Genomic DNA, 26,368 nt, shown 5'->3' with positions numbered 1-26,368 from the left:
CCGGTACCGGGCGTCCGGAGTTCGGCGGCGCTCATCCCGTGGCCGCCAGTTCCAGGCGGGCGGCGCGCGCGGCGTCGGCGGCGGTGGCCTCGGTGAGGACGGCGACGGCCGCCGCCCGGCACTGGTCGAGGGTGACCGCGGACAGCGCGGCCCGCACGGCCGGCAGCGAACGGGGCGCCATCGACAGCGTCGAGACGCCGAGTCCGACCAGCACACAGGCGAATTCGGGATGGGAGGCGGCCTCGCCGCAGACGCCGACCGGGATCTCGTCGCCGCGCGAGCCCGCGACCACGGCGGCGACGGTGGCGGCCAGCGCCGGTTGCCACGGGTCGTGCAGGGCGGCCAGGGCCGAGGACATCCGGTCGGCGCCGAACAGGTACTGCGACAGGTCGTTGGTGCCGATGGAGAAGAAATCGACCTCGGCGCCGAGGAATTCGGCGCGGGTGGCGGCGGCGGGGACCTCGATCATGATGCCGCAGTCGGTCAGCCCGGCGCCGCGCGCGGCCGCGGCGAAGCGGCGCGCCTCCTCCACCGTGGCGACCATCGGCGCCATCACCTTCACCGGGGTGCCGGTCGCCGCGCGGGCGGAGGCGATCGCCGCCAGCTGTTCGTAGAGCGACCCTTCGTCGATGTCGCGCAACCGGATTCCGCGGATGCCGAGGGCCGGATTCGGTTCGGCCGGCAGGTGCAGGAACGGCAGCGGTTTGTCGGAGCCGGCGTCGAGGGTCCGGACGGTGACCGGCCGGTCGCCGAGGATCGCGAGGATCTCCCGGTAGTGGGCGGTCTGTTCGGCGATGGTGGGTGCGGATTGCCGGTCCAGGAACAGGAATTCGGTGCGCAGCAGGCCCACGCCCTCGGCGCCGAATTCGACGGCCAGCCGCGCGTCGGCGGCGTTGCCGACATTGGCCAGCAGTGGTACGGAGTGGCCGTCGGCGGTGCGGCCGGGTCCGGTGGCGGCCCGCTCGCGGCGGTCGCGCAGCTCGGAAACCGTTGCGCGCCGGGCCGGGTCGGGTGCGAGCTCGACCAGGCCGGTGGTGCCGTCGAGCAGCACCTCGGTGTCCTCGGCCACCTCGACCGCGCGCGGACAGGCCACCACGGCCGGAATGCCCAGGGCCTTGGCCAGAATCGCGGTGTGCGAGGTGGGCCCGCCGGCCACCGTGAGCAGCCCGACCACGTGTTCCGGGTCCAGCGTGGCGGTGTCGGCCGGGGCCAGATCGTCCGCGGCGAGGACGAAAGGCGTTGCGGCGTGCGGGATTCCGGGCGGATCCACGCCGAGCAGTTCCGCCACCACGCGCGCGCCGACGTCGTGCAGGTCGGTGACCCGTTCGGCCATCAGGCCACCCAGGGCGGCCAGTTGCCCGGCGAAGTGCGCGACCGCGCCGCTCACCGCGTGCGCGGTCGGCTCGCCGGCGCGGATCCCGGCATGTACCTCGTCACGCAGCGCGGGATCTGCGGCGAGTGCGGCGGTCATGGTGAGGATGTCGGCGGCGGGGCCCTCGGCGCGCTCGGCCAGCGCGGCGTAGCGTCCGGACACCGTCGCCAGAGCGGTGTCGGCGCGGGCGATCTCGGCATCCGGATCGGCGCCGCGCGGATCGTCGGCGCTGGTGACCGGCGCGGGCGCCAGCCATTTCACCGGGGCGACCACGAGTCCGGGTGCGGCGGCGACGCCGTGCAGTTCAGTGGTCAAGATCGGTCTCCAGCACTCCGGCCAGCCGCTCCAGCACCTCGTCGGCGCCGTCCTCGGCGTGCAGCGTCACCGTATCGCCGCATTCGACGCCGAGGGTCATCAGTTGCAGCAGACTGCCGGCCGCCACCGGCGTCTTGTCGCCGACCGAAATCCGCACCGGCACCGGCGATTCGGCGGCGGCCTTGGCGAACAGCGCGGCGGGACGGGCGTGCAGGCCGGTCTTGGCCGCGACCACGGCGGTGCGGGTGATCATTGTGCGACGTTCTCCTTCTCGATCTGGTCCTCGTCGGGTTCCCGGCCCGGGGTCTGCAGATTCCAGCGCCGGATGATGAAGCCGAAGACGGCGTAGTAGAGCACCGCGTAGCCCAGCCCGATCGGGATCAGCAACCAACCGCGCCGGGCCTTGCCGAAATTCAGCAGATAGTCGATCGCCCCCGCGGAGAAGGTGAAGCCGTCGTGGATGCCGAGCGCGTTGGTCAGCGCCATCGAGGACGCCGTGAACAGCGCGTGCAGCACCAGCAGCGGCCAGGCCACGAAGATGAACGAGAACTCCAGCGGTTCGGTGATACCGGTGACGAAGGAGGTCAGCCCCGCGGAAAGCATGATGCCGCCCACCGCTTTCCGGTGTTCCGGCCGCGCGTTGCGCCAGATCGCCAGGGCCGCCGCGGGCAGGCCGAACATCATGATCGGGAAGAAGCCGGTCATGAAGGTGCCCGCGTCCGGATCACCGGCGAGGAAGCGGGAGATGTCGCCGTGGGCGCCGTGATAGTCGCCGATCACGAACCACACCACCGAGTTCAGGATGTGGTGCAGGCCCAGCGGCAGCAGCAGCCGGTTGGCCAGTCCGAACAGGCCGCCACCGGCGACGGCGTTGTGCGACACCGTATTTCCCAGCCAGGTCAGCGCCGCGTGGAAGGCCGGATACACGTACGACAGCAGCACCCCCAGCACGACGGCCGCGGCGGCGGTGAGGATCGGCACCAGGCGGCGGCCGGAGAAGAAGCCGAGATAGTCCGGCAGCGTGGTGCGGTGATAGCGTTGCCAGAGGATTGCCGCGGTCAGGCCCATCACGATGCCGCCGAGCACCCCGAAGTTGACCAACTCCTGTCCGCCCTGCGCGTCGGTCTTCCCGCGCAGCACCACCGGCGACATCGCCTTCAGCACGCCCCCGAACGCCAGATAGCCGACCACCGCGGCCAGCGCGGTGGAGCCGTCGGCCTTCTTCGCCCAGCCGATCGCGATGCCGAGGGCGAACAGCAGCGGCAGGTTGTCGATCAGCGCGCCACCCGCCCCGGCCAGCACGGCGGCCACCCCCTGCGTGGCCGTCCAGCGGCCGAGCATGTCCTGTTGCCCGAGCCGCAGCAGCAGCCCGGCCGCGGGCAGCGTGGCGATCGGCAGCATCAGGCTGCGGCCCAGCTTCTGCAAACCGGACAGGTCGAGCCTCTTGCGGGCGCCGGGTTCGGCAGTGGCCATGAAGGTCCTCGCGGGTGCCTGGGGTCGCCGAGCGGGTATGGTAGCTGGATATTAACTGCATACCCGTGGCGCTGACCAGTCCCGTCCCCCTCGACACGCATGGAGGAACCATGTCCAAGGTCGACCAGATCCTCGCCGGCCTCGGCGGCACCGGCAACATCGTGGAGGTCGAGGGCTGTATCACCCGCCTGCGAGTGGAGGTCAAGGACCCGCGGCAGGTGAATCAGCCCGCCCTGAAATCCGCCGGGGCGCACGGCGTGGTGGTGGCCGGGAACGCGGTGCAGGTGGTGGTCGGCCCGACCGCCGACGCCCTCGCCGAAGACATCAACGATCTGCTGTGACCACCGAGGTCCTGGCGCCGCTGCCCGGCCGCGCCCTCCCGCTGACCGAGGTGCCCGATCCGGTGTTCGCCGCGGAGATGGTCGGCGCCGGGGCCGCGATCGAGCCCGCCGACACCGACGATCCCACCACCGTCACCGCGCCGGTCGCGGGCACCCTGGTGAAACTGCATCCGCACGCGGCGGTGATCCTCGCCGACTCCGGGGTCGGGGTGCTGGTGCACGTCGGCATCGACACCGTCGGCAAACCGGAACTGTTCACCGTGCACGCCGCCGAGGGCACCCGGGTGGCCGCCGGTGATCCGCTGATCACCTTCTCCCCCAATGCCGTTCGGCGCGAGGGCCACAGCGCCGCCGTCCCCGTCGTGGTGATGGACTCCGCGCCGGGCTCGGCCCGGGACGCCGCCGCCGGGCCGATCGCGGCGGGGGCGGTGCTGTTCACCGCCTGACCCGCCGGCGCCGTGCTCAGGCGGTGATGGTCGAGGCGTCCGCCGGAGTGAAGTTGTAGACGCGCGAGGCGTTGCCGACGGCGATCTTGTGCTGCACGTCGGCGGGCAGGTGGTCCAGCCACTTGGTGGCCAGCTGGATGGTGTCCGGCCAGGTGGAATCCGAATGCGGGTAATCGCATTCGAGCATCACGTTGTCCTCGCCGATGATGTCCAGCAGCCGGATGCCGGCCTGATCCTCGATGAAGGTGCCGAACACGTGATCCTTGAACAACCGGCGGATGTCGGTGTCGAGATCGAAACTCGCCGAACCCTTCTGCTCGCCGCGCTCGTGGCTGGCGTTCATATCGATGTCGAACCGCGAGGCCCAGAACCGCTGCTTGTCGACGACCTGCTCGGCCCGCTCCAGGAAGTAGGGGATCCAGCCGATCGAGCCCTCGGACAGCGCGATCTTCAGGTCCGGGAACTTCACGAAGTTACCGCTGAACAGCCAATCCAGCAGTGTCCCGGCCTGATTCGCGGCCGCGGAGTACGCCATGAAGGCCAGCGTCGGCATGTCCTCGGAGGTACGGATCAGGTTCGAGGAGGAACCGACGTGCATCGACACCACGTAGCCGGTGTCGTTGCAGGCCTGGAACAGCGGATCCCAGTGGCCGTTGTGGATCGACGGCAGGCCCAGCTTGGTCGGGTTCTCCGAGAAGGCGATCGACTTGCCGCCCAGCGCCGCGGTGCGCTCGACCTCGGCGGCGGCGGCCTTCGGATCCCACAGCGGGATGATCATCATCGGGATGAAGCGGCCCGGGTACGCCTGGGCGAACTCCTCCAGGATGAAGTCGTTCCACGCCTGCACGCACAGCAGGCCGAGTTCCTTGTCCTTGGCCTCGTGGAAGACCTGGCCGCAGTAGCGCGGGAAGGACGGGAACAACATGGACGACAGGACGTGGCCCTGATTCATGTCGGCCACGCGATCGGCGGGCTCGTAGCAACCCGGCCGCATGTCCTCGTAGGTGATCGGCTCGGGCGAGAACTCCTCGCGCGACTTGCCCGCGACGGCGTTCAGCCCGGTGGTGACGATCTGCCGGTCCTCGTAGACCCAGAACTCCGACTTGCCCTCGCGCACGATGCGGGGACCGGTGTCCCGCCACCGCTGCGGCAACCGTTCCTGCCACAGCCTGGCCGGCTCGATCAAGTGGTCGTCGACCGAAATGAACCAGCTGAACGACATCTGGATCTCCCAACTACCTCGTCTTAGATAAGCGAATACTCACATACTAAAGGAGGGTCCGGTCCCGCACCAGCGCGGATCAGCGGTATCGCGCGGCCAGCCGCCGACGGTGCGCGGCGGGAGTGCCGAACAGCACGCGATCGAGCGTGGCCCGCTTGAGATATCGGTGGATTCCGCTCTCCCACGTGTAGCCGATGCCGCCGTGCAACTGCATGGCGGCGCCGGCCACCTCGACGGCGGCGGCGCAGGTGTAGGCGGCGGCCATGGCGATCGCGGCGCCGTCCCCGGCGATCGCGGCGCCGACGAGGCGGCGCGCGACGGCCGTGTGCACGAACATGTCGGCGCAGGCGTGCTTGACGGCCTGGAAGGATCCGATCGGACGGCCGAACTGCTCGCGTACCTTCGCGTAGTCGACGGTCGCGGCGAGCATGGCCTCGGCGATGCCGAGGCTGTCGCAGGCGACGGCGAGGGCGGCGCGGTCGTGGACGGACCGCGCCGCGGCGTGCGGATCGCCCGGGAATCGCAGCAGCGCGTCGTCGGTGACGTTGAGGTCGTCGGCGACGATCGTGCCGAACGACCGCGACTCGTCGACGACCGGTACCGCGGTGCGCGCGAGCGTGGCGCCGGGCAGGTGGACGAGCACCGGTGTGCCCGCCGGATCGGCGGCGATCAGCAGTACCCGGTCGGCGGTGAGCGCGTCGGGCACGAATTCCGCACGGCCGGTGAGGATCCAGCGCTCGCCGTCGCGCCGGAGCCGGTAAGCGGCGGTGAATTCGGCGTCCTCGCCGGGTAGCGCCACCGTCACCGAGGTGTCACCGGCCGCGACCGCCGCGAGCAGTTCGTCGCGGTGCGCGCCGGTGGCGGCGGTGAGCGCGGCGGTGCCGAGCGCGGTGCCGAGATATTCGCTCGCGGCCGCGGCGCGACCCAATTCCTCCAGCACGACCGCGGTTTCGGCGAAGGTGACGCCCGCGCCGCCGAGGTCCTCGGGGATCTCCAGCCCGGACCAGCCGTGCCGCGCCGATGCCTGCCGATCCAGCCCGCGCGCATCGGCTTTCGCCAGGACCGCGCGGGCGACCGTGCGCAGCTCGTCCCGGATCGCCGCGAGATCGTCTGCCGCCGTTGCTGTTTCGCTGCTCATCTGTTCCGTCTCGTTTCGCTGTGCCGCACGTGCCCGGTGGGCCGGTATGCCTGCCGTCCGGATCGAACCGGCCGGTGTACGGCGCTCGGCTCCGAGCCCGGCCGGGTGCGGCCCGATCAGCTCGGTTCTCTGGGGAGGCCGAGTCCGCGTTCGCCGATGATGGTCCGCTGGATCTCGCTGCTCCCACCGGGAATGGTCCACTCCCACGACCCCACGAAATCCAGCACCCACGCACCGGACTCCCACCCGCCCGAGGACGGTTTACCCACCACCGACTGCGCGGCCAGCCCACCGATCTCCGCACCGAAACCGGTCAGCCGCTGCAACAACTCGCTGTAGAACAACTTCACCACCGACGCATCCGCCGCACCCGCGGTCCCCGCCTCGTGCCGCTCCACCACATCCCGGCACAACAACCGCAGACCCGCGATCTCCGTCTCGAACACCGCGAGCCGATCGGCCACCACCGCATCATCGATCGGACGACCACCATCACGTCGCGGCCGGCCACATTCCTCGACCAGCCACCGGAACCCGGCATTACCGAGCCGTTCGGCCAACTCCAGCATGGTCAAACCACGCTCGGCACCCAACGTGGACTGCGCCACCTGCCACCCCGTGTTCTCCGCACCGATCAACTGCGACACCGGAATCCGCACCTCATCGAGAAACAACTCACAGAAATGCGACTCCCCCGTCGCCTGCTTGATCGGCCGCACATCAATCCCCGGAGACCGCATATCCATCAAGAAATACGAGATCCCCTTCCGCTTCGGCACATTTGGATCCGTCCGCGCCAGCAACAGACACCAATCCGCATGCTGCGCACCACTGGCCCACAACTTCTGCCCCGACACCACGAACTCGTCACCCTCACGGCGCGCACTGGTCCGCAGCGACGCCAAATCCGACCCCGCACCCGGCTCCGAGAAACCCTGACACCAGATCTCACCATCGAGGATCGCCGGAAGATGCCGCCGCCGTTGCGCTTCCGTCCCCGCCGCCAGCAACGTCGACGCCGCATGATGAATCGCCACGAACGCCAGCACCAACCGCGGCGCGTCGGCCGCGGCGAGTTCCTGATACAGCACGACCTGTTCCGGGACGCTCATACCGCCACCGAACTCCTTCGGCCAGTGCGGGACCGCGAACCCACCGGACCGCAGGGTGCGGAACCAGTCCTGTTGGAACGCCACGAATTCCGTGTCGGGGACACCGGTCTGCGCCGACCGCCATTCCGACGGTACATTCGACCGGCACCAATCCCGCACCCCCGCACGGAAATCCCCGGTCACCGGGCTACTCATCGCGGCACCTCCCCCGGCCGACGACCTCCACCGCCACGGCCCGCTGCCCGGCCCTCATCGGCTACTCGTCCGCTGCCGCAACGCCAGCAGTCGTTCCCGATGCTCGGCAGACTGCATCGACACCACCTCCGCCGCGAACCCCGCCTGCAACGGACCCGCCAACGCCTGCGACAAATACATGTTCACCACCCGCTTCGTCCCCCGCAACGCCTCCACCGGCTGCCCCGCCAACCGACCAGCCAACACCCGCGCCTCCCCCAGCAACTCGTCCGCAGGAACCACCCGCGACGCCAGCCCCAGCTGCACCGCCGTCACCGCATCGATCCGATCACCGGTGAACAGGAACTCCCGCGACCGCATGATCGGCGTCAGCAACGGCCACAACGCCGCACCACCATCACCAGCCACCAAACCCACCGCCACATGCGGATCCGCCAACGACCCCCGCTCCGACATCAACACCACATCACTCAACACCGCCACACTGCACCCCAACCCCACCGCCGCACCATTGACCGCCGCGATCACCGGCAACGGGAACCGCAACATCTCCTCCACAATCTGCGCACCCTCACGCACACTCTCATCCCGCGCGATCGGATCCTCCAGAAACGACGTGATCCAATCCAGATCACCACCAGCGGAGAACGCCCGACCCGCGCCGGTGACGATCACCACCTTCGCCTCGGCATCCATCGCCAACTGCCGCCACACATTCGCCAAACCCCAATGCAGCCGCTCGTTCACCGCATTCAACTCACCCGGACGATTCAAAACCACCGTCCGCACCGCACCCTCACACTCCACGATCAACTCATCGGGAAGGTCATACTTCACGCGATCACACCCCCCTGGGATCGGAGAACAGTCCGGGCAGGCCGTGCCCGGCGAGCCGGCGGGTGAGCAGATCCGAGGTGGCGGAGCGGCCCAACGGGAGCCGGCGCACCGGCCAGCTGTAGCGCGACAACCACGACAGCGTCGCCTCGTCGCAGAAGCCGAGGGCTCCGTGCAACTGATGTGACACCCGCAGCACCACATCGGCGGCCTCGATCGCCGCGAGTCGCAGCGCCAGCGCGTCGTCGACGGCCTGGTCGTTGCCCTCCTGGATGCTCCAGAGGGCGTAGCGGGCAAGCATTTCCACGCCGGCGCGCTCGACCTCGGCGTCGGTCAGCTGGAACTGCACCGACTGGAACTGCGCCAGGGCCTGTCCGAACTGCTGCCGCACCGCGACATGGTCGCGGGCGAGATCGATGGCGCGGTCGAGCATGCCGAGCAGCGTCCAGCACGGCAGTACCAGACCCAGGGCGATGTCACCGGCGCCGCCGGTGTCCAGCGGGGTGGCCCGCAGCGGGGAGACGAAGGCCGAATTGCGCGGCGGCACATCGGGTTGCACCGCGGTCACGCGGCTGCGGCGCCCGTCGAGATCGACCGCGGCCCAGCGCAGGTCCAGTCCGGCGATCGCGGCCATCGGATTGATGTCGCCGATCACCACGAGCCCGTCGACGTCGAGATCGGCCGGGCGGGAAAGCCTTTCGGCCACCGGGTAGGGGGCCGCCCAGTAGCCGGTGCTGCGGCACAGCGCCGCGGCGGCCTCCAGTTCGACCGCGTCCGCGCGGGGGGTGAGTTCCCAGGCGCCGAGTTCGCCGAGCACCCGGGCGATCGTCTCGCGTTCCGCCGGTTGGGCTTCGGCCTTGCGGACCAGTTCGTCGCCGCCGGCCGCCTCCAGGGCGCGGCGGACCTGGGTGCCGTATTCCAGTGCCTCGTCGGCGAGTTCGATGTTCACGACGCCGCCATCAGGGAGCGGGCCAGCAGGATACGTTGCATTTCAATACTTCCCGAGGCAACGGTGGAGGCGTTGGTGTAGCGCCAGTGGTCTTCGACGGCCCGGCGGAACCGCCGGGTCCCGTCGTCGTCGGCCACCGCACAGGTGGCGATCTCGGTCAGCACCGCGGCGCTGTCCTGGTCGAGTTTGGTGACCGCGATCCGGTAGGCGGCGGCATCACCGGGCCGCACCCGGCCGGTGCTCTGGACCGCCAGCACGCGGTAGGCCAGCAGCCGGGCCCGGCGGCAGTGCACCAGCATCCGGGCCCACGCGCCGCGCAGTTGTTCGGGCAGTTGGGCCCATTGCGCACCGAGCACCTGCGGCGCGGCGAGCAGCAGTCGCTCGCAGCGCGCGTACCGGGCGATCCCGACGCGCTCGAACGCGAGCACCTCCTGCACCACGCGCCAGCCGTCGTCGACGGTCCCGAGCACATCGGCCGCGGTGACCCGAACGTCGTCGAAGAACACCTCGTTGAGGTGATGCGGGCCGAGAATGCTTCGGATGGGCCGTACTTCGATGCCCGGCGCGGACATCGGCACCAGGAAGATGGTGAGCCCCTGCTGCTTCTTCTCGCCGCGCGAGGTGCGGGTCAGCAGGAAACACCACTGCGCCATCGAGGCGTAGGAGGTCCAGATCTTCTGCCCGGACACCAGCCAGCCGTCACCGTCACGACGCGCCGAGGTCCGCAGCGACGCCAGATCCGAACCGGCATCCGGCTCGCTGAAGCCCTGGCACCAGATCACCTCACCACGGGAGATCGGCGGCAGATGCTTGCGCTGCTGCTCCTCGGAACCGTGCCGCATGATCGTCGGCCCGACCCAGTTCACACCCATGTACTGCGCGCCGCGCGGCTCGTGATGCGCCCACATCTCCTCGCGCACCACCGTCTGCTCCCAGACCGAGGCGCCGGCGCCGCCGAACTCCTCGGGCCAGGCCAGGCACAGCAGGCCCCGATCGGCGAGGGTGCGGCAGAACCGCTGGGCGATCTCGAGATCCGCGGGGTCGTCGGTGAAGGCGCCGAGGAAGTCCTGCGGCACCTCGTCGGCAACCAACTGCCGCAACTCGTCCCGTAGTCCGGCCGCGGCCGGACCCATTCGGAAGTCCACTGTCATACTCCTTCTCGCCCGGCTAGCGGGCCGTCCATCCACCGTCGACGACGATGGTCTGGCCGGTCACGTAGCGGGCGGCGTCACCGCACAACCACAGCACCGCGCCGGCGATATCCTCCGGCCCGGCCTCCAGCGGCAGCGGGGTGTTGCGGCGCAGCCACGCCGCGGATCGTTCGTCGTCGTACAGACTGTCGGTGATCTCGCTGCGGAAGAAGCCGGGGGCCACCGTGTTCACGCGGATGTGGTGCCGCGCCCATTGCACGGCCAGCTCCGCGGTCAGTCCGGACAGGCCGAGTTTGGTTGCGGCATAGGAGGCCTGCGGGATGCCGGGCACCCCGACCCGCCCGCTGATCGAGGACACGTTCACCACCGAGCCCCGGCCGGCGGCCACCATGTGCGGAAATACGTTCTGCGCCAGCAGCAACGGCGCGATCAGGTTCAGATCCATGGTCTGCCGGATCGCGTCGAGCGGTTCGTCCTCGGCCCGTTCGTGGCTGAAGATGTTGCCGGCGGCGTTGATCAGGATCTCCGGCGGACCGAGCCGCTCGGCCACCTGCGGCACCACCGCGGTGACCGCGGCGGCGTCGAGCAGGTCGGCCTCGATCGCGAGACCGTCGATCCGGTCGGCCAGTTTCGCCAGCCGGTCGTAGCGGCGGGCCACCAGCGCGACCCGCGCACCGGCGGCGGCCAGTGTCTCCGCGAGGGTTTCGCCGAGTCCGGAGGAGGCGCCGGTGACGATCGCCACCCGTCCGGTCAGGTCGAACCGGCGCAGCGCCACCGGCATCCGGTCGGAATCCATTGTGCAGTCCTCGAATTCGCGGGTGGCCTAGACCACCACGGTGCGGACGCCCTCGCCGCGGATGAGCAGGTCGAAGCCCTGGTTGATCTCGTCGAGCTTGATCCGGTGGGTGATCATCGATCCCAGATCCAACCGGCCCGCCTCGACCAGCCGGATGTAGCGGGGGAAGTCCCGCAGGATCTGCGATCCGCCGACCACCGAACCGCGAATCCGCTTGCCGGAGAAGATCGTCGAGATGGCCGGCAGCGTGAGTACATCGGTGGCCGCCGGCATGCCGACCAGGGTGACGGTGCCGGAGGTGCGTGCCATATCGATGGACTGGGTGATCAGTTCGGGCCGGCCCACCACCTCGAAGGTGAAGTCGGCGCCCCGGCCGGAGGTGAGCGCGCGCACCTGCTGCACCGCGTCGCCCTCGGCGGGATCGACGGTGTGGGTGGCGCCGGCGGCCACGGCGGCCGCTCGCCGGTTCGCCATCGTGTCGACGGCGATGATCGTTGCGGCGCCGGCGATCCGGGCGCCCTGGATCACCGACTGGCCGACACCGCCGCAGCCGATCACCGCGACACTGGATCCCGGGGTGACCTCCGCGGTGTTGAGCGCGGCGCCGAGCCCGGTGGTGACGCCGCAACCGAGCAGGGCCAGCTGCTCGTCGGGCAGTTCGGTCTGCACCGCGACCACCGACGCCTCGTCCACCACCATCGCCTCGGCGAACGTCCCGCAACCGCAGACGGCCGCGGCCTCGCGCCCATCGGCGAGGGTGAAGCGCTTCTTGGCCTTCACCCCCGGATTGAGCTCGCAATGGTTGGACATGCCGTTGATGCACCACCAGCAGTGCCCGCAGGCCGGGGACACCGAGGCGAGCACCCGGTCACCGACGCGCACCCGGCGCACCTCGGAGCCGACCTCCTCGACGATGCCGCAGCCCTCGTGACCCGGCACGATCGGCAACGGCAGCGGCGACAGGCCCTGGATCACGGTGAGATCGGTGTGGCAGATGCCGCTGGCGGTCACTCGTACCAGTACGTCGCGCGGCCCGACCTCCGGGACGGGCAGATCCTCGAGCACGAGCGGCCGGCCGACCTCGTAGGCTACGACTGTTCTCACTACAAACCCCTGGTGACCAGGTCCGACATATCGAAGGACAACGTGTACGGCCGCTCGCGGACCGACGCCTTAGCGAGCGAGGACTCACTTATATTAGGCACAGACGGAGCGCCACGTCAGCAATCCGGCACGGTACCCGGCCGCCTTGACAGCAATCGGGCCGCCGGGCAGAGTTAGTAACTAGGCACTCACTTACTGAGTGGGCACATTGCGTTCCCGGTCGATGGACCGTAGCGGAGGTATCCGGTGATGGATTATCGGTTGGTCGATGCCGATGGGCACTATTACGAGACCGACGACTGCTTCACCCGTCATATCGAGTCACGATTCGCCGACGAGACGATCCGGGTGGAGCGCGGCAGTGACGGGCTCGGTCGCGTATTCCTGCGTGGCAAGCGGACTTTCATGAGCGTGATGCCCGGCGACTACGCCTCGGCGCCCGGCGCGCTGCAGGGCCTGTTCGTCGGCGGCGTGGCCGAGGGCATGACCCACCGAGAGGTGGTCACCGCCAAGGAGTTCCCCGAATTCATCGAGAAGACCGCGCGGGTGAAGCTGCTCGATCAGCAGGGCGTCGAGGCGACGATCATGCTGCCGACGCTCGGCGTCTCGGTCGAATACGACATGCGCGACGACGTCGAGCTCACCTACGCCAGCCTCGCGGCCTACAACCGCTGGCTCGAGGACGACTGGGGCTTCGGCGACGACGGCCGGATCTTCGCGGTGCCCATGCTGTCGCTGCTCGACATCGACCGCGCCGTCGTCGAATTGAACCGGGTCATCGAGGCCGGCGCCCGGATGGTGCACCTGTGCCCGGGTCCGATCGCGGGCCGCTCCCCCGCCGATCCGATCTTCGACCCGTTCTGGTCGACGGTGGCCGAGGCCGGGATCCCGGTGGTCTTCCACGTGTCCAACAGTGGATATCAGCACTTCTACGGCACCCAGTGGTCGGAGAATCCGGACAATCCCTCGCATCAGCAGTCGCCGTTGCAGTGGGCGCTGTGCAATACCGAACGGCCGCTGGTGGATACGCTGATCGCGCTGACCCTGCACAACCTGTTCGGCCGCCACCCGAAGGTGAAGATCGTCTCGATCGAGAACGGATCCTCCTGGCTGCGCCCGCTGTTCAAGATGGTGGACAAGGCGGCGGCGCTGGGCCGGCGCGGTCCGATGATCGGCGGCACACTGCCGGACAAGCCGAGTGCCGCACTCGCCGAACATCTCTGGGTGTGCCCGTTCCCGGAGGACGACGTGCACGACCTGCTCGACGCGCTCGGCACCGAGCACGTGCTGTTCGGCTCGGACTGGCCGCATCCGGAGGGGCTGCGCGAACCGCGGGACTATCTGCCGCGGCTCGAGACCTGCGAGCCGGCGGTGGCGCGGAAGGTCCTGCGGGAGAACACCGCCGAACTGCTGCGACTGCGCTGATCCAGCGGATTCCCTCAGGCCGCGCACGGTTTCGCCGGTCATGATGGGGTCCGTGCGAGTACTCGTGGTGGAGGACGAACGGCTGCTGGCCGACGCGATCGCGGTCGGCCTGCGCCGGCAGGCCATGGCGGTCGACGTGGTCTACGACGGCGGCGCGGCGCTGGAGCGGGCCACGGTCAACGGCTACGACGTGGTCGTGCTCGACCGGCAACTGCCCGTCACCTCCGGCGACGACGTCTGCCGGGCCCTGCTGGAATCCGGTTCGCCCTCCCGCATTCTCATGCTGACCGCGGCCGACGCGATCGCCGAGCGGGTCGCGGGCCTGGGCCTCGGCGCCGACGACTACCTGACCAAACCGTTCGCCTTCGCCGAGCTGACCGCCCGCATCCACGCGCTGGGCCGCCGGTCCGGCCCCGCGACGCCGCCGGTGCTCACCCGCGCCGGTATCCGGCTGGATCCGCAGCACCACACCGTGACCCGCGACGACGAACCGATCACGTTGTCGCGCAAGGAGTTCGCGGTACTGGCCGAACTGCTGCGCGCCGACGGCGCGCCGGTCTCGGCGGAACATCTGCTGGAGAAGGCGTGGGACGAGCACATCGACCCGTTCACCGGCGTGGTCCGCTACACGATCATGATGGTCCGCCGCAAACTGGGCGACCCGACCCTGATCGAGACCGAACCCGGTGTGGGATACCGGATCCGATGACCCGCTCGACGATCCGGATGCGGCTGACCCTGCTCTACGCGGGGGCGTTCTTCCTGGCCGGCGCGGTGCTGATCGCGCTGATGTACTTCTCCCTGGACCAGTGGCTGGAGCGACGGCCGGGCGCCGCGCTGCGGCAGATCCTGATGCAGAACCTGCCCGAGCCGCCGATGCGCGCGAAAACGGTGTTCACCGAGAACATCTACGACGCCCTGGTCGATCAGGCCGAACGGCAGCGCCGGGACACCCTGCGTGCCATGCTCGGCTGGTCGCTGGCGGCGCTGGCCGCGGTCGGGGTGGTCGCCGCGGGCTTCGGCTGGCTGCTGGCCGGGCGGGTGCTGCAACCGTTGCAGCGCGTCACCGCGACCGCGCGCCGGGTCGCCGACCGGAACCTGCACGAACGCATCGCACTCGCGGGCCCGCCCGACGAGATCAAGGATCTGGCCGACACTTTCGACGCGATGCTGGAACGGCTGGACCGCGCGTTCGACGGCCAGCGCCGCTTCGTCGCCAACGCGTCGCACGAACTGCGCACCCCGCTGGCGATCAACCGCACCCTGCTGGAGGTGGCCCTCGACGATCCGGCGGCGGCCCTGGCGCTGCGGCAGCTGGGAACCACACTGCTGGAGGTCAATCGGCGCCACGAGCGCCTGATCGACGGACTGCTGGTGCTGGCGGGCAGCGAACAGCACCTCACCGAGGTCCGCCGCACCGATCTGGCCGAACTGACCGCGCGCGCGATCGCCGCCGTCCCGCCCGGGGAGGTGACCGTGCGGGCCGAGACGGCGCCCGCGCCGGTGACCGGTGATCCGATCCTGCTGGAACGCCTGGCGCACAACCTGATCGACAACGCCGTCCGCTACAACCTGCCGCGCGACGGCTGGGTCACGATCACCACGGCGGTCACCGAGGGCACGGCGCGGCTGATCGTGGCGAACAGCGGCCCGATCGTCGCGGCCCTCGAGGTGGACGGGCTGTTCGAACCGTTCCGCCGGCTGCCGGACGAGGCCGCGGAGGGCGGTCGCCGCGGCGCCGGGCTCGGATTGTCCATCGTCCGTTCGGTGGCCCGCGCGCACGGCGGCACCGTCACGGCCGTCGCGCGGCCGGAGGGCGGGCTGGCGATCACCGTCGTCCTGCCCGCCCCACGCTGACACCCCGGCTGCGCCACACCGGTTCGCACCGGTGCACGCCGCGGATCAGTAGTTGTGGCAGGTGTCGAGAACCTGCTGCAGTTCGCCCTTCACGACGCCGGGGTCGACACCCGCGGGCATCGGCCGGTGGCCGCCGAGGTCGGGATGCTGCTGCCGGAAGGTCGCGATCCGCTGCTCCCGTTCGGCGGGCGGCAGATTCAGCAACTCGTCGAGCCGGCTCCTGAATTCCGGATGCGAATCCACGCGCGCCGCGAGATCGGGAGCATGCTCGTGCAGCGCCGACTCCACCTGCGCCGCATTGCAGGTGGTCCGGAGAAATTCCCCGCCGGCCGGCGGCTGCGCGGCACCGACCGCGGGAACCAGCAGACCGGCCACACCGATACCGCCGGCGATCGCCAGGCCGGCGGCCATCCGCGCGGACCGTGCGGACATTCTCGAAACAGCCATTTGTGAACACCTTTCACCGAAAATCCGATCACGACTCCGTGACCCGGTTCCCAGTGCACCACCACGGCCGTTTGCGCAGCGCTAGGCGCTGCGCCGGCATTTCGGCGGGAATACGGCGGACCGGATTCCGCACGGCCCGTTGACAGTACGCAACGTTGTCGCTAACCTCCAGACCGCATTGTTGGTTCTCGTTCGATCGATAGTAGAAGTGTCCGTAACTGCCATGTGCCATGGGATTTTCGCCGGATGGTCTGCCACCGCTCACTCGATATCCCGGCCTAGGAAATCCTGTTGATCGAGAAATCACCGTCAGCACCGGACGGGCAACGACCACACCGGCCTTCCCGGCCGCGGTTGCCCGGACTCCGGACCGCGCGCAGCATTCGCACCCGCATGCTCGCGATCGCGCTGGTGCCGTCCGTCGCCCTGCTGATCACGGGCACCAGCATCGCGGTGAGCCTGGGCGATCAGGCCCGCACGGCGGGCCGCTGGTCGGACCTGCTCAGTCATCGGATCACCCCGCTGGTCGCCTTCGTCACCACGATGGAGGACGAACGGACGCTGAGCCTGATGGCGGCCACGGGCGACCAGCAGGCCCTGGCCGATCTGCCCGCACAACGCACGAAAACCGATGCCGCCCTCGCCGATGTCAACGGGCTGGCGGTGGAGATGCGGCCGCTGAATCCGGGCCTGGCCACGGTGTCACCGGAGTATCTGGCCCTCGGCAGCCGGATCGGTCCCCTGCGCCAGGCCGTCGACCAGCGCCGGGCGACCACCGCCGACGTGGACGATTTCTTCACCGGGCTGCTCGGCACCGCGCCGGTGGGTTTCGAGGGTATCGCGCACTACACGCCGGATTCGATGAGCGGCGCCGAGGAGATGACGACTGCCGCCGCGCTCCGCGTGGTCGACAACCATTCGCGCGCAATCGGAATCGCGGACGCGGCGCTGACCGGCGGCACGCTCGGCCCGGATGACCGGCGCGACATCACCGCGCTGATCGGCGGCTATCGCACCTCGCTCGCGGCGCTGGCCACGCGGTTCACCCCCGGCGATCGAGCGCTGTACACCACATTGACCACGAGTCCGCAGTGGCACACGGCATCCGACTCGGAAGATCAGCTGATGTCGCGGGGAGCCCCGTCGGTTCCGGTCGAGGAGTGGCGCGCGGCCGAGCAGTCGGTGCAGGCCCAGCTCATGGGCATCTTCGAAACCCATGCGCGGTACACGAATTCACTGGTCGGCGATGCGGCGAACCGGCTGCTGAACCGCGCGATCCTGGCCGCGGTGGGCATCACGGTCATCACGATCGCCGTGTTCGGGTTCGCGATCCTGCTCGCGAACGGACTCGTGCGGCGCCTGCGCTCGCTGCGGTCCCGCAGTCTGGAGCTGGCTAACGACACCCTGCCGTCGATCATCCGGCGCCTCAACGCCGGTGAACAGGTCGACATCGAGGCCGAGGCGGCGGTGCTCGACGACGGTGCCGACGAGATCGCGCAGGTGGCCGAGGCGTTCACCGTCGCGCAGCGGACGGCCATGGCCGCCGCGAGTTCCGAGATGCGCACCCGGGACGGGTTCAACAAGGTCTTCGTCGACATCGCCCGGCGCAGTCAGGTCCTGGTCCGCCGCCAGATGGACGTACTCGACATCGCCCAGGCCAAGCAGAACGATCCCGAACATCTCGAAATGCTGTTCCAGCTGGACCATCTGGCCACGCGCGGCCGGCGCAACGCGGAGAACCTGCTGATTCTCGGTGGCGCGCAACCCGGCCGGCGCTGGCGGGAATCGGTCGCGGTGGAGCAGATCGTCCGCAGCGCCGCCTCCGAGACCCAGGACTTCGCACGGGTCAGCGCGATCCGGCTACCCGACGCCTGGGTGCACGGCAACGCGGTGGCCGACCTCATCCACCTGCTGGCCGAGCTGATCGACAACGCCACCCTGTTCTCGCCACCCGAGGCCCCGGTGACCGTGCACGGCAACCCGGTGAGCCGCGGCATGGTCATCGAGATCATGGACCAGGGCCTCGGCATCCGGTTCGACGAACGGGAACGTCTCAACGAACTGCTCGCCAGCCCACCCGAATTCGAGGAGATGACGCTCGCCGGGCACCGGTATCTCGGCCTGTTCGTGGTCGGGCGGCTGGCCCGACGGCTCGGCGTCACGGTCAGCCTGCACCAATCGGCCTACGGCGGAGTCAACGCCATCGTCCTGATTCCGAGCGAGATCATGGACACCGTTGCCCCCGAACGTGATTCCGCCCCCGTCGAAACCGGTCGCGCCGCCGGACGGGCGACGGTGCCGCAGCCGGTGACCGACGCGGTGCCGCCGATGCCCGGATCGACCGTCCCGCAACTGCCCCCGTGGCCGGTCGCCACGCCGACAGCCGAAACCGATTCGCCGGCAGCGGATTCCGGCATCGACCGGTCCGCGGCGCCGGTGCTGCGGCCGTCGCGGCGCAGCCGCACCCCGCTGCCCAAACGGCAGCGGCTGACCCATCTCGCACCCGAACTGCGGCCGGACCCCGCGCCCGGACAGACCGCCGCGGCCGAATCACCGGCCGATCGGCGTCCGCCGGAGGAGATCCGCCACTCCATGGCGGCCTTCCAGCGCGGCACCCGCCGGGCCCGCGAGACCACCGCACGCACCGAACACGAGAACGGACGGTCGGAACATGAGCACTGACGCGAAGGCCCAGAAGGCCCGCAACGCCCTGGACTGGCTCCTCGACGGACTCGTCACCCGGGTACCCGGGTCCGAACACGCGCTGGTGCTGTCGGCCGACGGCCTGCCGCTGGCGCATTCGAAGAGCCTGGGCCGCGAGGACTCCGAGCACCTCGCCGCCATCGCGTCCGCGCTGCACAGCCTGGCCCGCGGTGTCGGCGAGCGTTTCGACAAGGGCGAACTCCAGCAGACCGTGGTCGAACTGGCCAGGGGCTACCTGGTGGTGACCGAGGCGGGCCAGGGCACCTGCCTGGCCCTGCTCGCGGAGATCGACGCGGACCTCGGCCTGATCGCCTACGAGGTGAACGTCATCCTCGGACAGGTCGGCGAACAGTTGTCGGCGATGCCGCGCGGCGCGGCGGGCACCCTGCGGGCGCCGCTGGTGTCGTGAGCTATTTCCGCGGCGATCCCTGGGCGGCGGACGAGGATCCCGGCCCACTGGTGCGGCCCTTCGCGGTGACCCGCGGCCGCGCCGGGAAGTATGTCAACACACTCGACATGCTGAGCCTGGTGGTCGCCGTCCGATCCGAGACCGAGGCCGCGACGCTGGACCGGGAATACGCGGAGATCGTGCGCCTGTGCCAGGCCCGGCCGGTGTCGATCGCCGAACTCGCCGCTCACCTCAACCTGTTGCTGGCCGCGGTCAAGGTCCTCGTCGGTGACCTGATCGAATCCGGCTACCTCATCTTCCGGTCGCCGACCCCGGCCGCGAACACCCCCGATCCGGAACTACTGCAGGCGGTGCTCGATGGCATACGCAATATCTGAATACGCCGATCCCGAACGCCTGAACACGGTGCAGACGATCAAGCTGCTGATCGCGGGCGGATTCGGCGTCGGCAAGACGACCATGGTCGGCGCGGTCAGCGAGATCGCCCCGCTGCGCACCGAGGAGCGGCTGTCCGAAATCGGTACCGCCGTCGACGATCTGACGGGTGTGGAGGGCAAGTCCACCACCACCGTGGCGCTGGACTTCGGCCGCATCACGATCAATCCGGAACTGGTCGTCTATCTGTTCGGCACGCCGGGACAGGACCGCTTCTGGTTCGTCTGGAAGGAACTGTCGGTCGGCGCGATCGGCGCGGTGGTGCTCGCGGACACCCGGCGGCTACCCGAATCCTTCGCCGCGGTGGACTATTTCGAATCGCGGGGGATCCCGTTCGTGGTCGCGGCGAACTGCTTCGACGGCGCCGAGATCTACGCCGAGGACGAGATCCGCGGCGCGCTGGACCTTTCCGCCGGGATCCCGGTGCAGCTGTGCGATGCCCGCAACCGGGAATCGGTCAAGAACGTGCTCGTCCGGCTGCTGCAACACATCCAGGCAACCGCCGCCGTCCGCTGAACCCCGGCCCGCCGGGCCCGGCACTAGGATCGAGGCGTCACCGTCCACGCTGCGCTCGGTTGGGAGCCCGACATGCACGACGACCGCCGGTTGCTCGAGGATCGCCTGACCCGGATGCTGTCGGAACGGATCGTGCCCGCGATCCATCCGCAATCGGTGCCGCTGCGGGCGTCGATCTGGGTCGCCCCGGACGAGCCGGTCCCGGTCGCCGAGGGGCTGGCCGCGCCGCGGACGCCGATCGAATCCGGCGCCGAGTGGGGCGCGCCCTGGGGGACGAGCTGGCTGACGGTCGAGGCGACCGTGCCGGCGCAGTGGGCCGGACGTACCGTGGAGGCCCTGATCGATCTCGGATTCGAGGGCGGCATACCGGGTTTCCAATGCGAAGGGCTGGTCTACCGGCCCGACGGCACACCGGTGAAGGGGCTGCATCCGCGCAATCAGTGGGTGCCCGTGGCGGCCCCGGCCGCCGGCGGCGAGCAGGTCCTGCTGCACGTGGAGGCCGCATCCAATCCGGCCGTCCCGTTCCGCCCGAACAATCTGGGCGACAAGGAGACCGCCGGGAACCGGCCCCAATATCGGCTCGGGCGACTGGATCTCGCGATCCTCGACGAGGAGGTCTGGCATCTGGTGCAGGATCTCGAGGTACTCGGCGAGCTGATGCACGAACTGCCCGAGGACGCCCGGCGTTACGAGATCGTGCGGGCGATCGAGCGGGCACTCGACGCGCTCGATCTCGGCGATATCGGCGGCACCGCCACGGCGGCCCGCGCCTGTCTGGCCGAGGCCCTGTCGCGACCGGCCTCCGCGTCCGCGCACCGCATCTCGGCGGTCGGGCACGCGCACATCGACACCGCCTGGCTGTGGCCGCTGCGCGAGACGGTCCGCAAGGTCGCCCGCACCGCGGCCAATATGACCGCGCTGCTGGCCGCCGACCCCGACTTCGTCTTCACCATGTCGCAGGCCGCGCAGTTCGACTTCCTGAAACGGGAGCGGCCGGAGATCTACGAGCAGGTCCGCAAGGCGGTGTCGGCGGGCCGGTTCGTGCCGACCGGCGGGATGTGGATCGAGGCGGACACCAATATGCCCGGTTCGGAGGCGATGGCCCGGCAGTTCGCCTACGGGAAACGTTTCTTCCTCGACGAATTCGGGATCGAGAGCCGGGAGGTGTGGCTGCCCGACACCTTCGGCTTCGCCGCCGGGCTGCCGCAGATCATGCGGGCGGCGGGCTCGGATCGGCTGCTGACGCAGAAGATCTCGTGGAGCCGCACCAATACCTTTCCGCACCATACGTTCCGCTGGGAGGGGATCGACGGCAGTCGCGTCTTCACCCACTTCCCACCCGTCGACACCTACAACTGCACCATGTCGGGCAGCGAAATAGCGCACGCGGCAAGGAATTTCAAGGAGAAGGGCCGGGCGACCCGATCGCTGGCGCCGACCGGTTTCGGCGACGGCGGCGGCGGGACGACCCGGGAGATGATCGCGAAGGCGGCCCGGCTGCGCGATCTGGAGGGCTCGCCGACGGTCCGCTGGCAGTCCCCCGCCGACTTCTTCGACGCGGCCGAGGCCGAATACGCCGAACCACCGGTCTGGGTCGGCGAACTGTATCTGGAGCTGCACCGCGCCACCCTCACCAGCCAGGCCGGCACCAAACAGGGCAACCGCCGCAGTGAACATCTGCTGCGCGAGGCCGAACTGTGGGCGGCCACCGCCGCCGTGCGCGCCGGCGCCGAATACCCGCGCGCGGAACTGGACCGGCTCTGGAAAGTGGTGCTGCTGTTGCAGTTCCACGACATCCTGCCCGGCTCCTCGATCGCCTGGGTGCACCGCGAGGCGGAGCAGACCTACACGCGCGTCGCCACGGAACTCGCGGAGATCACGCGCCGCGCGCAGTGGGCCCTCGGCGGCGAGCAGACCGGTCCGCATCTGTTCAACCCGGCGCCGCACGCCTGGTCGTCGATTCCGGCGGGCGGCGCGGCGGTCGCGGATACCCGCGCACCCGCGTGCACCGTCACCACCTGCGACGACGGCGGCTACGTACTCGCCAACGAGTTGGTGCGGGCCGAGGTCGACCACCGCGGCCTGGTGGTGTCGCTGGTCGATCTCGCGAACCGCCGCGAGACCCTGCCCCCGGGTTCGACCGCGAATCTGCTTCAGCTGCACCCGGATTTCCCCAACGCCTGGGACGCGTGGGACGTCGACGCCTTCTACCGCAACACCGGCACCGATCTGACCGAGCTGGATTCCCTGACCGTGATCGCGGACTCGCCGGACACCGCGGCCCTGCGGGTGGTGCGCTCCTTCGGAAACTCCTCCGTCACCCAGACTCTCGCGCTGCGTTCGGGCGACGCCGGTCTCACCGTCGACACCGAGGTGGACTGGCACGAAACCGAGAAGTTCCTGAAACTGGCCTTCCCCCTGGACATCCACGCCGACCGCTACGCCGCCGAAACCCAGTTCGGCCACCTGTACCGCCCCACCCACACCAACACCAGCTGGGAGAACGCGAAATTCGAGGCCTGTAACCACCGGTTCGTCCACTTCGCCGAACCCGGCTGGGGTGTCGCGCTGATCAGCGCCTCCACCTACGGCCACGACGTCACCCGGACCGTCCGCGCCGACGGCGGCGCCACGACCACCCTGCGCTTCTCGCTGCTGCGCGCCCCCCGCTTCCCGGACCCCCACACCGACCAGGGCCTGCACCGCTTCCGCCACGCCGTCTTCCCCGGCGCGGATCTCGCCGACGCGGTCCGCGAGGGCTACCGCCTCAACCTCTCGGCCCCGGAAACCGGTGTGGCACAACCGGTCCGACCCCTGTTCACGGTCGACAACGACGCCGTGGTGACCAGCGCGGTGAAACTCGCCGACGACGGCTCCGGCGACGTGATCCTGCGCGTGTACGAATCCCTCGGCGGCCGCGCCACCGCGGTGATCACCCCGAATTTCGACACCGAGGGCGTACACACCTGCGATCTGCTGGAGCGCCCGATCCCCGACCCCGCCCTCACCAGCGCCGACGACGACCCCTCGATCCACCTGCGCCTGCGCCCCTTCCAACTCCTCACCCTCCGCTTCCCCCGCAAAACCCCGTAACCGGCACTCGGACAACACCTTCCACACCGGAAAGGTGCTCCGCGCCGCCGCCCGGCACGTAGTGCGGTACGGCTCCGCCGGGCGATCGTTACCGCCCGACCGTCACGTCAGCACAGCGATTTCGAGCCGGCGTCGCCCGTGTCGTCCGGGTGCGCGCGGGATGCCGAAGCCCGGGCCGCAACGCTGTTCACCGCAGCATCCGACCAGGCCACCGACGTGGGCACCTACGTGGCCATGGAATCGTTCGAGGGCTCACTCAACGGAGCCGCGGGCACATTCTGCTTCGCGCATTCGGCCACGACCTCGGGCACCGATCGCACGGCGGAGTTCTTCGTCATCGTCCCGACCAGCGGTTCCGGGGATCTCACCGGAATCACCGGCGGTGGCGCAATGGCGGTCGACGCCGACGGCACCCACCGCATCCGGCTGGATTACGAACTCGGCTGAGCGGCCCGGGGCCATGTGAACCCATAACTGCTCCGGCACAGCGCATTTCGACAACTCATCGACCACAGGTCGAACGTCGTGCAGCAGCCCCGATGCGGGATCATGGTGCGCTGGTTCGTAGATCCAGAGGTAGGCGTGAACGATTCACTCCTCCGCTGACCACGCCGAGCGCAAGCCGACACCGCATGGTCTCGAGTGGACCCGGATCGACCTCCCCGCTCCGGCACGATCCCCGGTCCGCTCGGGGCGCCGGCCGCCCCGACCTCCGGATCAGCGGGCAACCTCACCGAGGGCCGGGCCGGACTTCGGCACTGTCGGCTTCGAATCATCCGGCTTCTCTGCCGACACGATGTAGTAGTCGAGTCGGCCGTTCTGATATGCCGGCAGCCAGTTGCGGGCCCAGTGATTCTCGAACCCGCTCTGCTGCATCCAGGCATCGAACCCGTGCCAGACGTGCTTGCCGATCGACTCGACGCCGACCGGCTCGAAGCCGGACGCCCGTAGTACCTCGGCGAACACGCCGATCGGCGCCACAACGTCGACCCCGGTACGGATGGTTTCGATCATCGGCTCCAACTGGCGTGCGCAGTCCTCCGCGGTGGTGAAGAAGGTCGACACCGTCAGCTTGCCGCCCGGTTTCAGGATTCGGTTCGCCTCGGCGGCGAATCCTGGCAGATCCTCGAAATGCTGCGCTGCTTCGATCGAGATGCACTGGTCGAATGTGCTGTCCTGGAACGGAATCGCGAACGCCGAGCCTTGACGGAACGACAAGCGGCCGGGGTCGGCGATCAACTCCTCGGCATTGATCCGCTCGGCCCGCGCAATTTGATCATCGGAGAGATCGAGCCCGGCGAACCGCTGCGGACCGAACTCCCGGAGTGCGAGCACCGCGCCGACTCCGATGCCGCAGCCGACTTCCAGCACGGCATCTGTTTCGCCGATCCCGGCTCGGCGCAGGACTTCTCGGTACAGGTCGGCCTGGCTGGCGGTGCGCTGATCCTCGGTGAGGTGGCCGGGGACGACGCCGTCGGTCCAGTACCCGAAATTGATGAAATGGCCCGAGAAGAGTTTGCTGGCGGCCAGATTGCCGCTGCCGTACATCGTCGCGCGCCGAGCGGCGCCGCTGTCGCGTGTGGCCATGGGATCCATCTTCCGCCTCGGTCCCGGTGGACTGCAAAGCGCAGGAATTCGCAGACCTGAGCGACCGCGTGCCGTGCCCACCCCGTTCCCCTGATCTTGCCGACTGTTTCGCTGCGGGATACATTGTATCCATTCCGGCGGTGGCCGCCGCTCGCTCGCCCCGGAACCACGACAGCAACGAGGACACCGATCGCGACGCGATCCGTGCCGGAACGGAGTCGGCCGCATGGCAGATCTCACCACCGGAACGCCCGGACCGCTACACGACCTGCGGGTGATCGAGATGGGTCAGCTGCTGGCGGGCCCGTTCTGCGGTCAGTTGCTCGGGGATTTCGGGGCCGAGGTGATCAAACTCGAATCGCCTGGACAGGGTGATCCGATGCGGGAATGGGGCCGCGAGAAGCCGAAGGGCCGGTCGCTGTGGTGGCCCGTGGTGGCGCGCAACAAGAAGTCGGTGACCTGCAATCTGCGCACTCCCGAGGGGCAGGATCTGGCCCGCCGCTTGATCGCCAAGGCCGATGTGGTCGTGGAGAACTTCCGGCCGGGCACGCTGGAACGCTGGGGGCTGGATTACGAGACCCTGCGGGCGGACAATCCCGGCCTGATCCTCACCCGGGTCACCGGGTACGGGCAGAGCGGGCCGTATGCCGCCCGCGCCGGGTTCGGCTCGATCGGCGAGGCGATGGGCGGAATTCGCTACACCACCGGCGATCCGGATCATCAGCCCGCCAGAACCGGTATTTCCCTGGGCGATTCACTGGCCGCGGTCTTCGCGACCATCGGCACGCTCGCCGCGGTGCACCATCGCGAACTCACCGGCCGCGGCCAGATCGTCGACTCGGCGATCTACGAGGCGGTGCTGGCGATGATGGAATCGCTGCTGCCGGAATGGGATATCACCGGATATCAGCGTGAGCGGACCGGCGCGGTGCTGCCGAATGTCGCGCCCAGCAACGTCTATCCCACCGCCGGTGGCGAGATGATCCTCATCGCCGCCAACCAGGACACCGTGTACGGCCGCCTGACCACGGCCATGGGCCGCCCCGATCTGGCTGTCGCGCAACGTTTCGCGACCCATTCGGCGCGCGGGGAGAACATGGCCGAACTCGACGACATCATCGCCGAGTGGACCGGCGCGCGACCGGCCGGCGAGGTCCTGGACCTGCTGCACGAGGCGGGGGTACCGGCCGGGCGCATCTACACCGCGCGCGACATGTTCGCCGATCCGCACTTCGCCGCGCGGGATGCCATTGTGCGACTGGCACATCCGGATCTCGGCGAGTTCCCGATGCAGAACGTCTTTCCCCGGCTGAGCGAAACCCCGGGCCGGGTCCGGCACACCGGGCCCGAACTGGGCGAGCACAGCACCGAGATCTATTCCACGCTGCTGGGCCTCGGTTCGGACGAACTCGCCGGCCTCGCCACCGCCGGCATCGTCTGAGGAGGAC

General features: G+C 69.5%; 25 protein-coding genes. 12 read left to right on the top strand and 13 right to left on the bottom strand.

Features of this window, described 5'->3' with window-relative positions:
• Positions 1 to 31 precede the first annotated feature (31 nt).
• The 3 genes from ptsP to G361_RS0103330 are packed head-to-tail and all read right to left on the bottom strand — an operon-like array spanning position 32 to position 3,160.
• Complete coding sequence (ptsP, locus tag G361_RS0103340; RefSeq protein ID WP_019925630.1) at positions 32 to 1,687, bottom strand: phosphoenolpyruvate--protein phosphotransferase; 1,656 nt, start codon at positions 1,685 to 1,687, stop codon at positions 32 to 34.
• Positions 1,677 to 1,940, bottom strand: a complete 264-nt coding sequence (locus G361_RS0103335) for an HPr family phosphocarrier protein (protein ID WP_019925629.1) — start codon at positions 1,938 to 1,940, stop codon at positions 1,677 to 1,679. The genes ptsP and G361_RS0103335 overlap by 11 nt, the downstream gene beginning before the upstream one ends.
• Positions 1,937 to 3,160: a PTS transporter subunit EIIC gene (locus G361_RS0103330; RefSeq protein WP_019925628.1), complete on the bottom strand. Its 1,224-nt coding sequence runs from the start codon at positions 3,158 to 3,160 to the stop codon at positions 1,937 to 1,939. The genes G361_RS0103335 and G361_RS0103330 overlap by 4 nt, the downstream gene beginning before the upstream one ends.
• 110 nt (positions 3,161 to 3,270) lie before the next feature.
• Between G361_RS0103330 and G361_RS0103325 the strand changes: the two genes are divergently transcribed.
• Both G361_RS0103325 and G361_RS0103320 read left to right on the top strand, forming a co-directional pair.
• Entirely contained in the window at positions 3,271 to 3,501 is a 231-nt protein-coding gene (locus G361_RS0103325) for a glucose PTS transporter subunit EIIB (RefSeq protein WP_019925627.1), read from the top strand.
• The gene (locus tag G361_RS0103320; protein WP_019925626.1) at positions 3,498 to 3,947 is read left to right on the top strand and encodes a PTS glucose transporter subunit IIA; all 450 of its coding nucleotides are present in this window, start codon (positions 3,498 to 3,500) and stop codon (positions 3,945 to 3,947) included. Before G361_RS0103325 ends, G361_RS0103320 begins: the two co-directional genes overlap by 4 nt.
• A 16-nt stretch (positions 3,948 to 3,963) precedes the next feature.
• On the opposite strand, the gene G361_RS0103315 is transcribed toward G361_RS0103320, so the two are convergent.
• The 8 genes from G361_RS0103315 to G361_RS0103280 all read right to left on the bottom strand — a co-directional run bounded on the left by G361_RS0103315 (position 3,964) and on the right by G361_RS0103280 (position 12,448).
• Positions 3,964 to 5,169 (bottom strand): amidohydrolase family protein, encoded by a 1,206-nt coding sequence (locus G361_RS0103315; RefSeq protein ID WP_019925625.1) that lies wholly within the window; start codon positions 5,167 to 5,169, stop codon positions 3,964 to 3,966.
• Between the two features lie 79 nt (positions 5,170 to 5,248).
• The gene (locus G361_RS0103310) at positions 5,249 to 6,307 is read right to left on the bottom strand and encodes an acyl-CoA dehydrogenase family protein (RefSeq protein WP_019925624.1); all 1,059 of its coding nucleotides are present in this window, start codon (positions 6,305 to 6,307) and stop codon (positions 5,249 to 5,251) included.
• A gap of 116 nt (positions 6,308 to 6,423) precedes the next feature.
• Entirely contained in the window at positions 6,424 to 7,614 is a 1,191-nt protein-coding gene (locus G361_RS0103305) for an acyl-CoA dehydrogenase family protein (RefSeq protein ID WP_026342634.1), read from the bottom strand.
• 54 nt (positions 7,615 to 7,668) lie between these two features.
• The gene (locus tag G361_RS0103300) at positions 7,669 to 8,451 is read right to left on the bottom strand and encodes an enoyl-CoA hydratase/isomerase family protein (RefSeq protein WP_019925622.1); all 783 of its coding nucleotides are present in this window, start codon (positions 8,449 to 8,451) and stop codon (positions 7,669 to 7,671) included.
• Between the two features lie 4 nt (positions 8,452 to 8,455).
• Positions 8,456 to 9,397, bottom strand: coding sequence for an acyl-CoA dehydrogenase family protein (locus G361_RS0103295; RefSeq protein WP_019925621.1), 942 nt, complete (start codon positions 9,395 to 9,397; stop codon positions 8,456 to 8,458).
• Entirely contained in the window at positions 9,394 to 10,548 is a 1,155-nt protein-coding gene (locus G361_RS0103290; RefSeq protein ID WP_036494067.1) for an acyl-CoA dehydrogenase family protein, read from the bottom strand. The genes G361_RS0103295 and G361_RS0103290 overlap by 4 nt, the downstream gene beginning before the upstream one ends.
• Positions 10,549 to 10,564: 16 nt before the next feature.
• On the bottom strand, positions 10,565 to 11,344 hold the full coding sequence (locus tag G361_RS0103285) for an SDR family NAD(P)-dependent oxidoreductase (protein ID WP_019925619.1): 780 nt from the start codon (positions 11,342 to 11,344) through the stop codon (positions 10,565 to 10,567).
• Between the two features lie 27 nt (positions 11,345 to 11,371).
• Positions 11,372 to 12,448, bottom strand: a complete 1,077-nt coding sequence (locus G361_RS0103280) for a Zn-dependent alcohol dehydrogenase (RefSeq protein ID WP_019925618.1) — start codon at positions 12,446 to 12,448, stop codon at positions 11,372 to 11,374.
• A gap of 249 nt (positions 12,449 to 12,697) precedes the next feature.
• On the opposite strand from G361_RS0103280, the gene G361_RS0103275 reads away from it, so the two are divergent.
• The 3 genes from G361_RS0103275 to G361_RS0103265 are packed head-to-tail and all read left to right on the top strand — an operon-like array spanning position 12,698 to position 15,730.
• Entirely contained in the window at positions 12,698 to 13,873 is a 1,176-nt protein-coding gene (locus tag G361_RS0103275) for an amidohydrolase family protein (RefSeq protein ID WP_019925617.1), read from the top strand.
• Between the two features lie 52 nt (positions 13,874 to 13,925).
• The gene (locus G361_RS0103270; RefSeq protein WP_026342632.1) at positions 13,926 to 14,582 is read left to right on the top strand and encodes a response regulator transcription factor; all 657 of its coding nucleotides are present in this window, start codon (positions 13,926 to 13,928) and stop codon (positions 14,580 to 14,582) included.
• Positions 14,579 to 15,730, top strand: coding sequence for a HAMP domain-containing sensor histidine kinase (locus G361_RS0103265; protein WP_019925615.1), 1,152 nt, complete (start codon positions 14,579 to 14,581; stop codon positions 15,728 to 15,730). The genes G361_RS0103270 and G361_RS0103265 overlap by 4 nt, the downstream gene beginning before the upstream one ends.
• A gap of 45 nt (positions 15,731 to 15,775) precedes the next feature.
• On the opposite strand, the gene G361_RS46610 is transcribed toward G361_RS0103265, so the two are convergent.
• Positions 15,776 to 16,177, bottom strand: a complete 402-nt coding sequence (locus tag G361_RS46610; protein WP_081635281.1) for a hemophore-related protein — start codon at positions 16,175 to 16,177, stop codon at positions 15,776 to 15,778.
• Between the two features lie 393 nt (positions 16,178 to 16,570).
• Between G361_RS46610 and G361_RS42155 the strand changes: the two genes are divergently transcribed.
• The 6 genes from G361_RS42155 (at position 16,571) to G361_RS0103230 (ending at position 23,780) form a co-directional block, all read left to right on the top strand.
• Positions 16,571 to 18,859 (top strand): nitrate- and nitrite sensing domain-containing protein, encoded by a 2,289-nt coding sequence (locus G361_RS42155; RefSeq protein ID WP_019925613.1) that lies wholly within the window; start codon positions 16,571 to 16,573, stop codon positions 18,857 to 18,859.
• Positions 18,849 to 19,289, top strand: a complete 441-nt coding sequence (locus tag G361_RS0103250; RefSeq protein WP_019925612.1) for a roadblock/LC7 domain-containing protein — start codon at positions 18,849 to 18,851, stop codon at positions 19,287 to 19,289. The genes G361_RS42155 and G361_RS0103250 overlap by 11 nt, the downstream gene beginning before the upstream one ends.
• Positions 19,286 to 19,666 carry a DUF742 domain-containing protein gene (locus G361_RS0103245; RefSeq protein ID WP_019925611.1) on the top strand — a complete coding sequence of 127 codons (381 nt, stop codon included), beginning with the start codon at positions 19,286 to 19,288 and terminating at the stop codon, positions 19,664 to 19,666. Before G361_RS0103250 ends, G361_RS0103245 begins: the two co-directional genes overlap by 4 nt.
• Positions 19,647 to 20,240, top strand: coding sequence for an ATP/GTP-binding protein (locus G361_RS0103240; RefSeq protein WP_019925610.1), 594 nt, complete (start codon positions 19,647 to 19,649; stop codon positions 20,238 to 20,240). Before G361_RS0103245 ends, G361_RS0103240 begins: the two co-directional genes overlap by 20 nt.
• A gap of 72 nt (positions 20,241 to 20,312) precedes the next feature.
• Entirely contained in the window at positions 20,313 to 23,333 is a 3,021-nt protein-coding gene (locus tag G361_RS0103235) for a glycoside hydrolase family 38 C-terminal domain-containing protein (protein WP_019925609.1), read from the top strand.
• Positions 23,334 to 23,471: 138 nt separating this feature from the next.
• The gene (locus G361_RS0103230; protein ID WP_019925608.1) at positions 23,472 to 23,780 is read left to right on the top strand and encodes a DUF3224 domain-containing protein; all 309 of its coding nucleotides are present in this window, start codon (positions 23,472 to 23,474) and stop codon (positions 23,778 to 23,780) included.
• A gap of 270 nt (positions 23,781 to 24,050) precedes the next feature.
• Here the strand turns inward: G361_RS0103230 and G361_RS42150 are convergent, their stop codons facing one another.
• Positions 24,051 to 25,001, bottom strand: a complete 951-nt coding sequence (locus G361_RS42150; RefSeq protein ID WP_196814404.1) for a class I SAM-dependent methyltransferase — start codon at positions 24,999 to 25,001, stop codon at positions 24,051 to 24,053.
• 145 nt (positions 25,002 to 25,146) lie between these two features.
• Here G361_RS42150 and G361_RS0103220 point away from each other — a divergent pair, with 145 nt between their 5' ends.
• Entirely contained in the window at positions 25,147 to 26,361 is a 1,215-nt protein-coding gene (locus tag G361_RS0103220; protein WP_026342630.1) for a CaiB/BaiF CoA-transferase family protein, read from the top strand.
• Positions 26,362 to 26,368 lie beyond the last annotated feature (7 nt).

This window comes from Nocardia sp. BMG111209, from assembly GCF_000381925.1.
Classification (GTDB): Bacteria; Actinomycetota; Actinomycetes; order Mycobacteriales; family Mycobacteriaceae; genus Nocardia.
This window is presented reverse-complemented; position numbering and strand designations above follow the sequence as displayed.

Coding starts and splice junctions, on each gene's coding strand:
- G361_RS0103335 (WP_019925629.1), bottom strand. CDS start 1,940: ATGATCACCCGCACCGCCGTGGTCGCGGCCAAGACCGGCCTGCACGCC.
- G361_RS0103330 (WP_019925628.1), bottom strand. CDS start 3,160: ATGGCCACTGCCGAACCCGGCGCCCGCAAGAGGCTCGACCTGTCCGGT.
- G361_RS0103325 (WP_019925627.1), top strand. CDS start 3,271: ATGTCCAAGGTCGACCAGATCCTCGCCGGCCTCGGCGGCACCGGCAAC.
- G361_RS0103315 (WP_019925625.1), bottom strand. CDS start 5,169: ATGTCGTTCAGCTGGTTCATTTCGGTCGACGACCACTTGATCGAGCCG.
- G361_RS0103310 (WP_019925624.1), bottom strand. CDS start 6,307: ATGAGCAGCGAAACAGCAACGGCGGCAGACGATCTCGCGGCGATCCGG.
- G361_RS0103305 (WP_026342634.1), bottom strand. CDS start 7,614: ATGAGTAGCCCGGTGACCGGGGATTTCCGTGCGGGGGTGCGGGATTGG.
- G361_RS0103290 (WP_036494067.1), bottom strand. CDS start 10,548: ATGACAGTGGACTTCCGAATGGGTCCGGCCGCGGCCGGACTACGGGAC.
- G361_RS0103285 (WP_019925619.1), bottom strand. CDS start 11,344: ATGGATTCCGACCGGATGCCGGTGGCGCTGCGCCGGTTCGACCTGACC.
- G361_RS0103275 (WP_019925617.1), top strand. CDS start 12,698: ATGGATTATCGGTTGGTCGATGCCGATGGGCACTATTACGAGACCGAC.
- G361_RS0103265 (WP_019925615.1), top strand. CDS start 14,579: ATGACCCGCTCGACGATCCGGATGCGGCTGACCCTGCTCTACGCGGGG.
- G361_RS46610 (WP_081635281.1), bottom strand. CDS start 16,177: ATGGCTGTTTCGAGAATGTCCGCACGGTCCGCGCGGATGGCCGCCGGC.
- G361_RS42155 (WP_019925613.1), top strand. CDS start 16,571: ATGCTCGCGATCGCGCTGGTGCCGTCCGTCGCCCTGCTGATCACGGGC.
- G361_RS0103250 (WP_019925612.1), top strand. CDS start 18,849: ATGAGCACTGACGCGAAGGCCCAGAAGGCCCGCAACGCCCTGGACTGG.
- G361_RS0103240 (WP_019925610.1), top strand. CDS start 19,647: ATGGCATACGCAATATCTGAATACGCCGATCCCGAACGCCTGAACACG.
- G361_RS0103235 (WP_019925609.1), top strand. CDS start 20,313: ATGCACGACGACCGCCGGTTGCTCGAGGATCGCCTGACCCGGATGCTG.
- G361_RS0103220 (WP_026342630.1), top strand. CDS start 25,147: ATGGCAGATCTCACCACCGGAACGCCCGGACCGCTACACGACCTGCGG.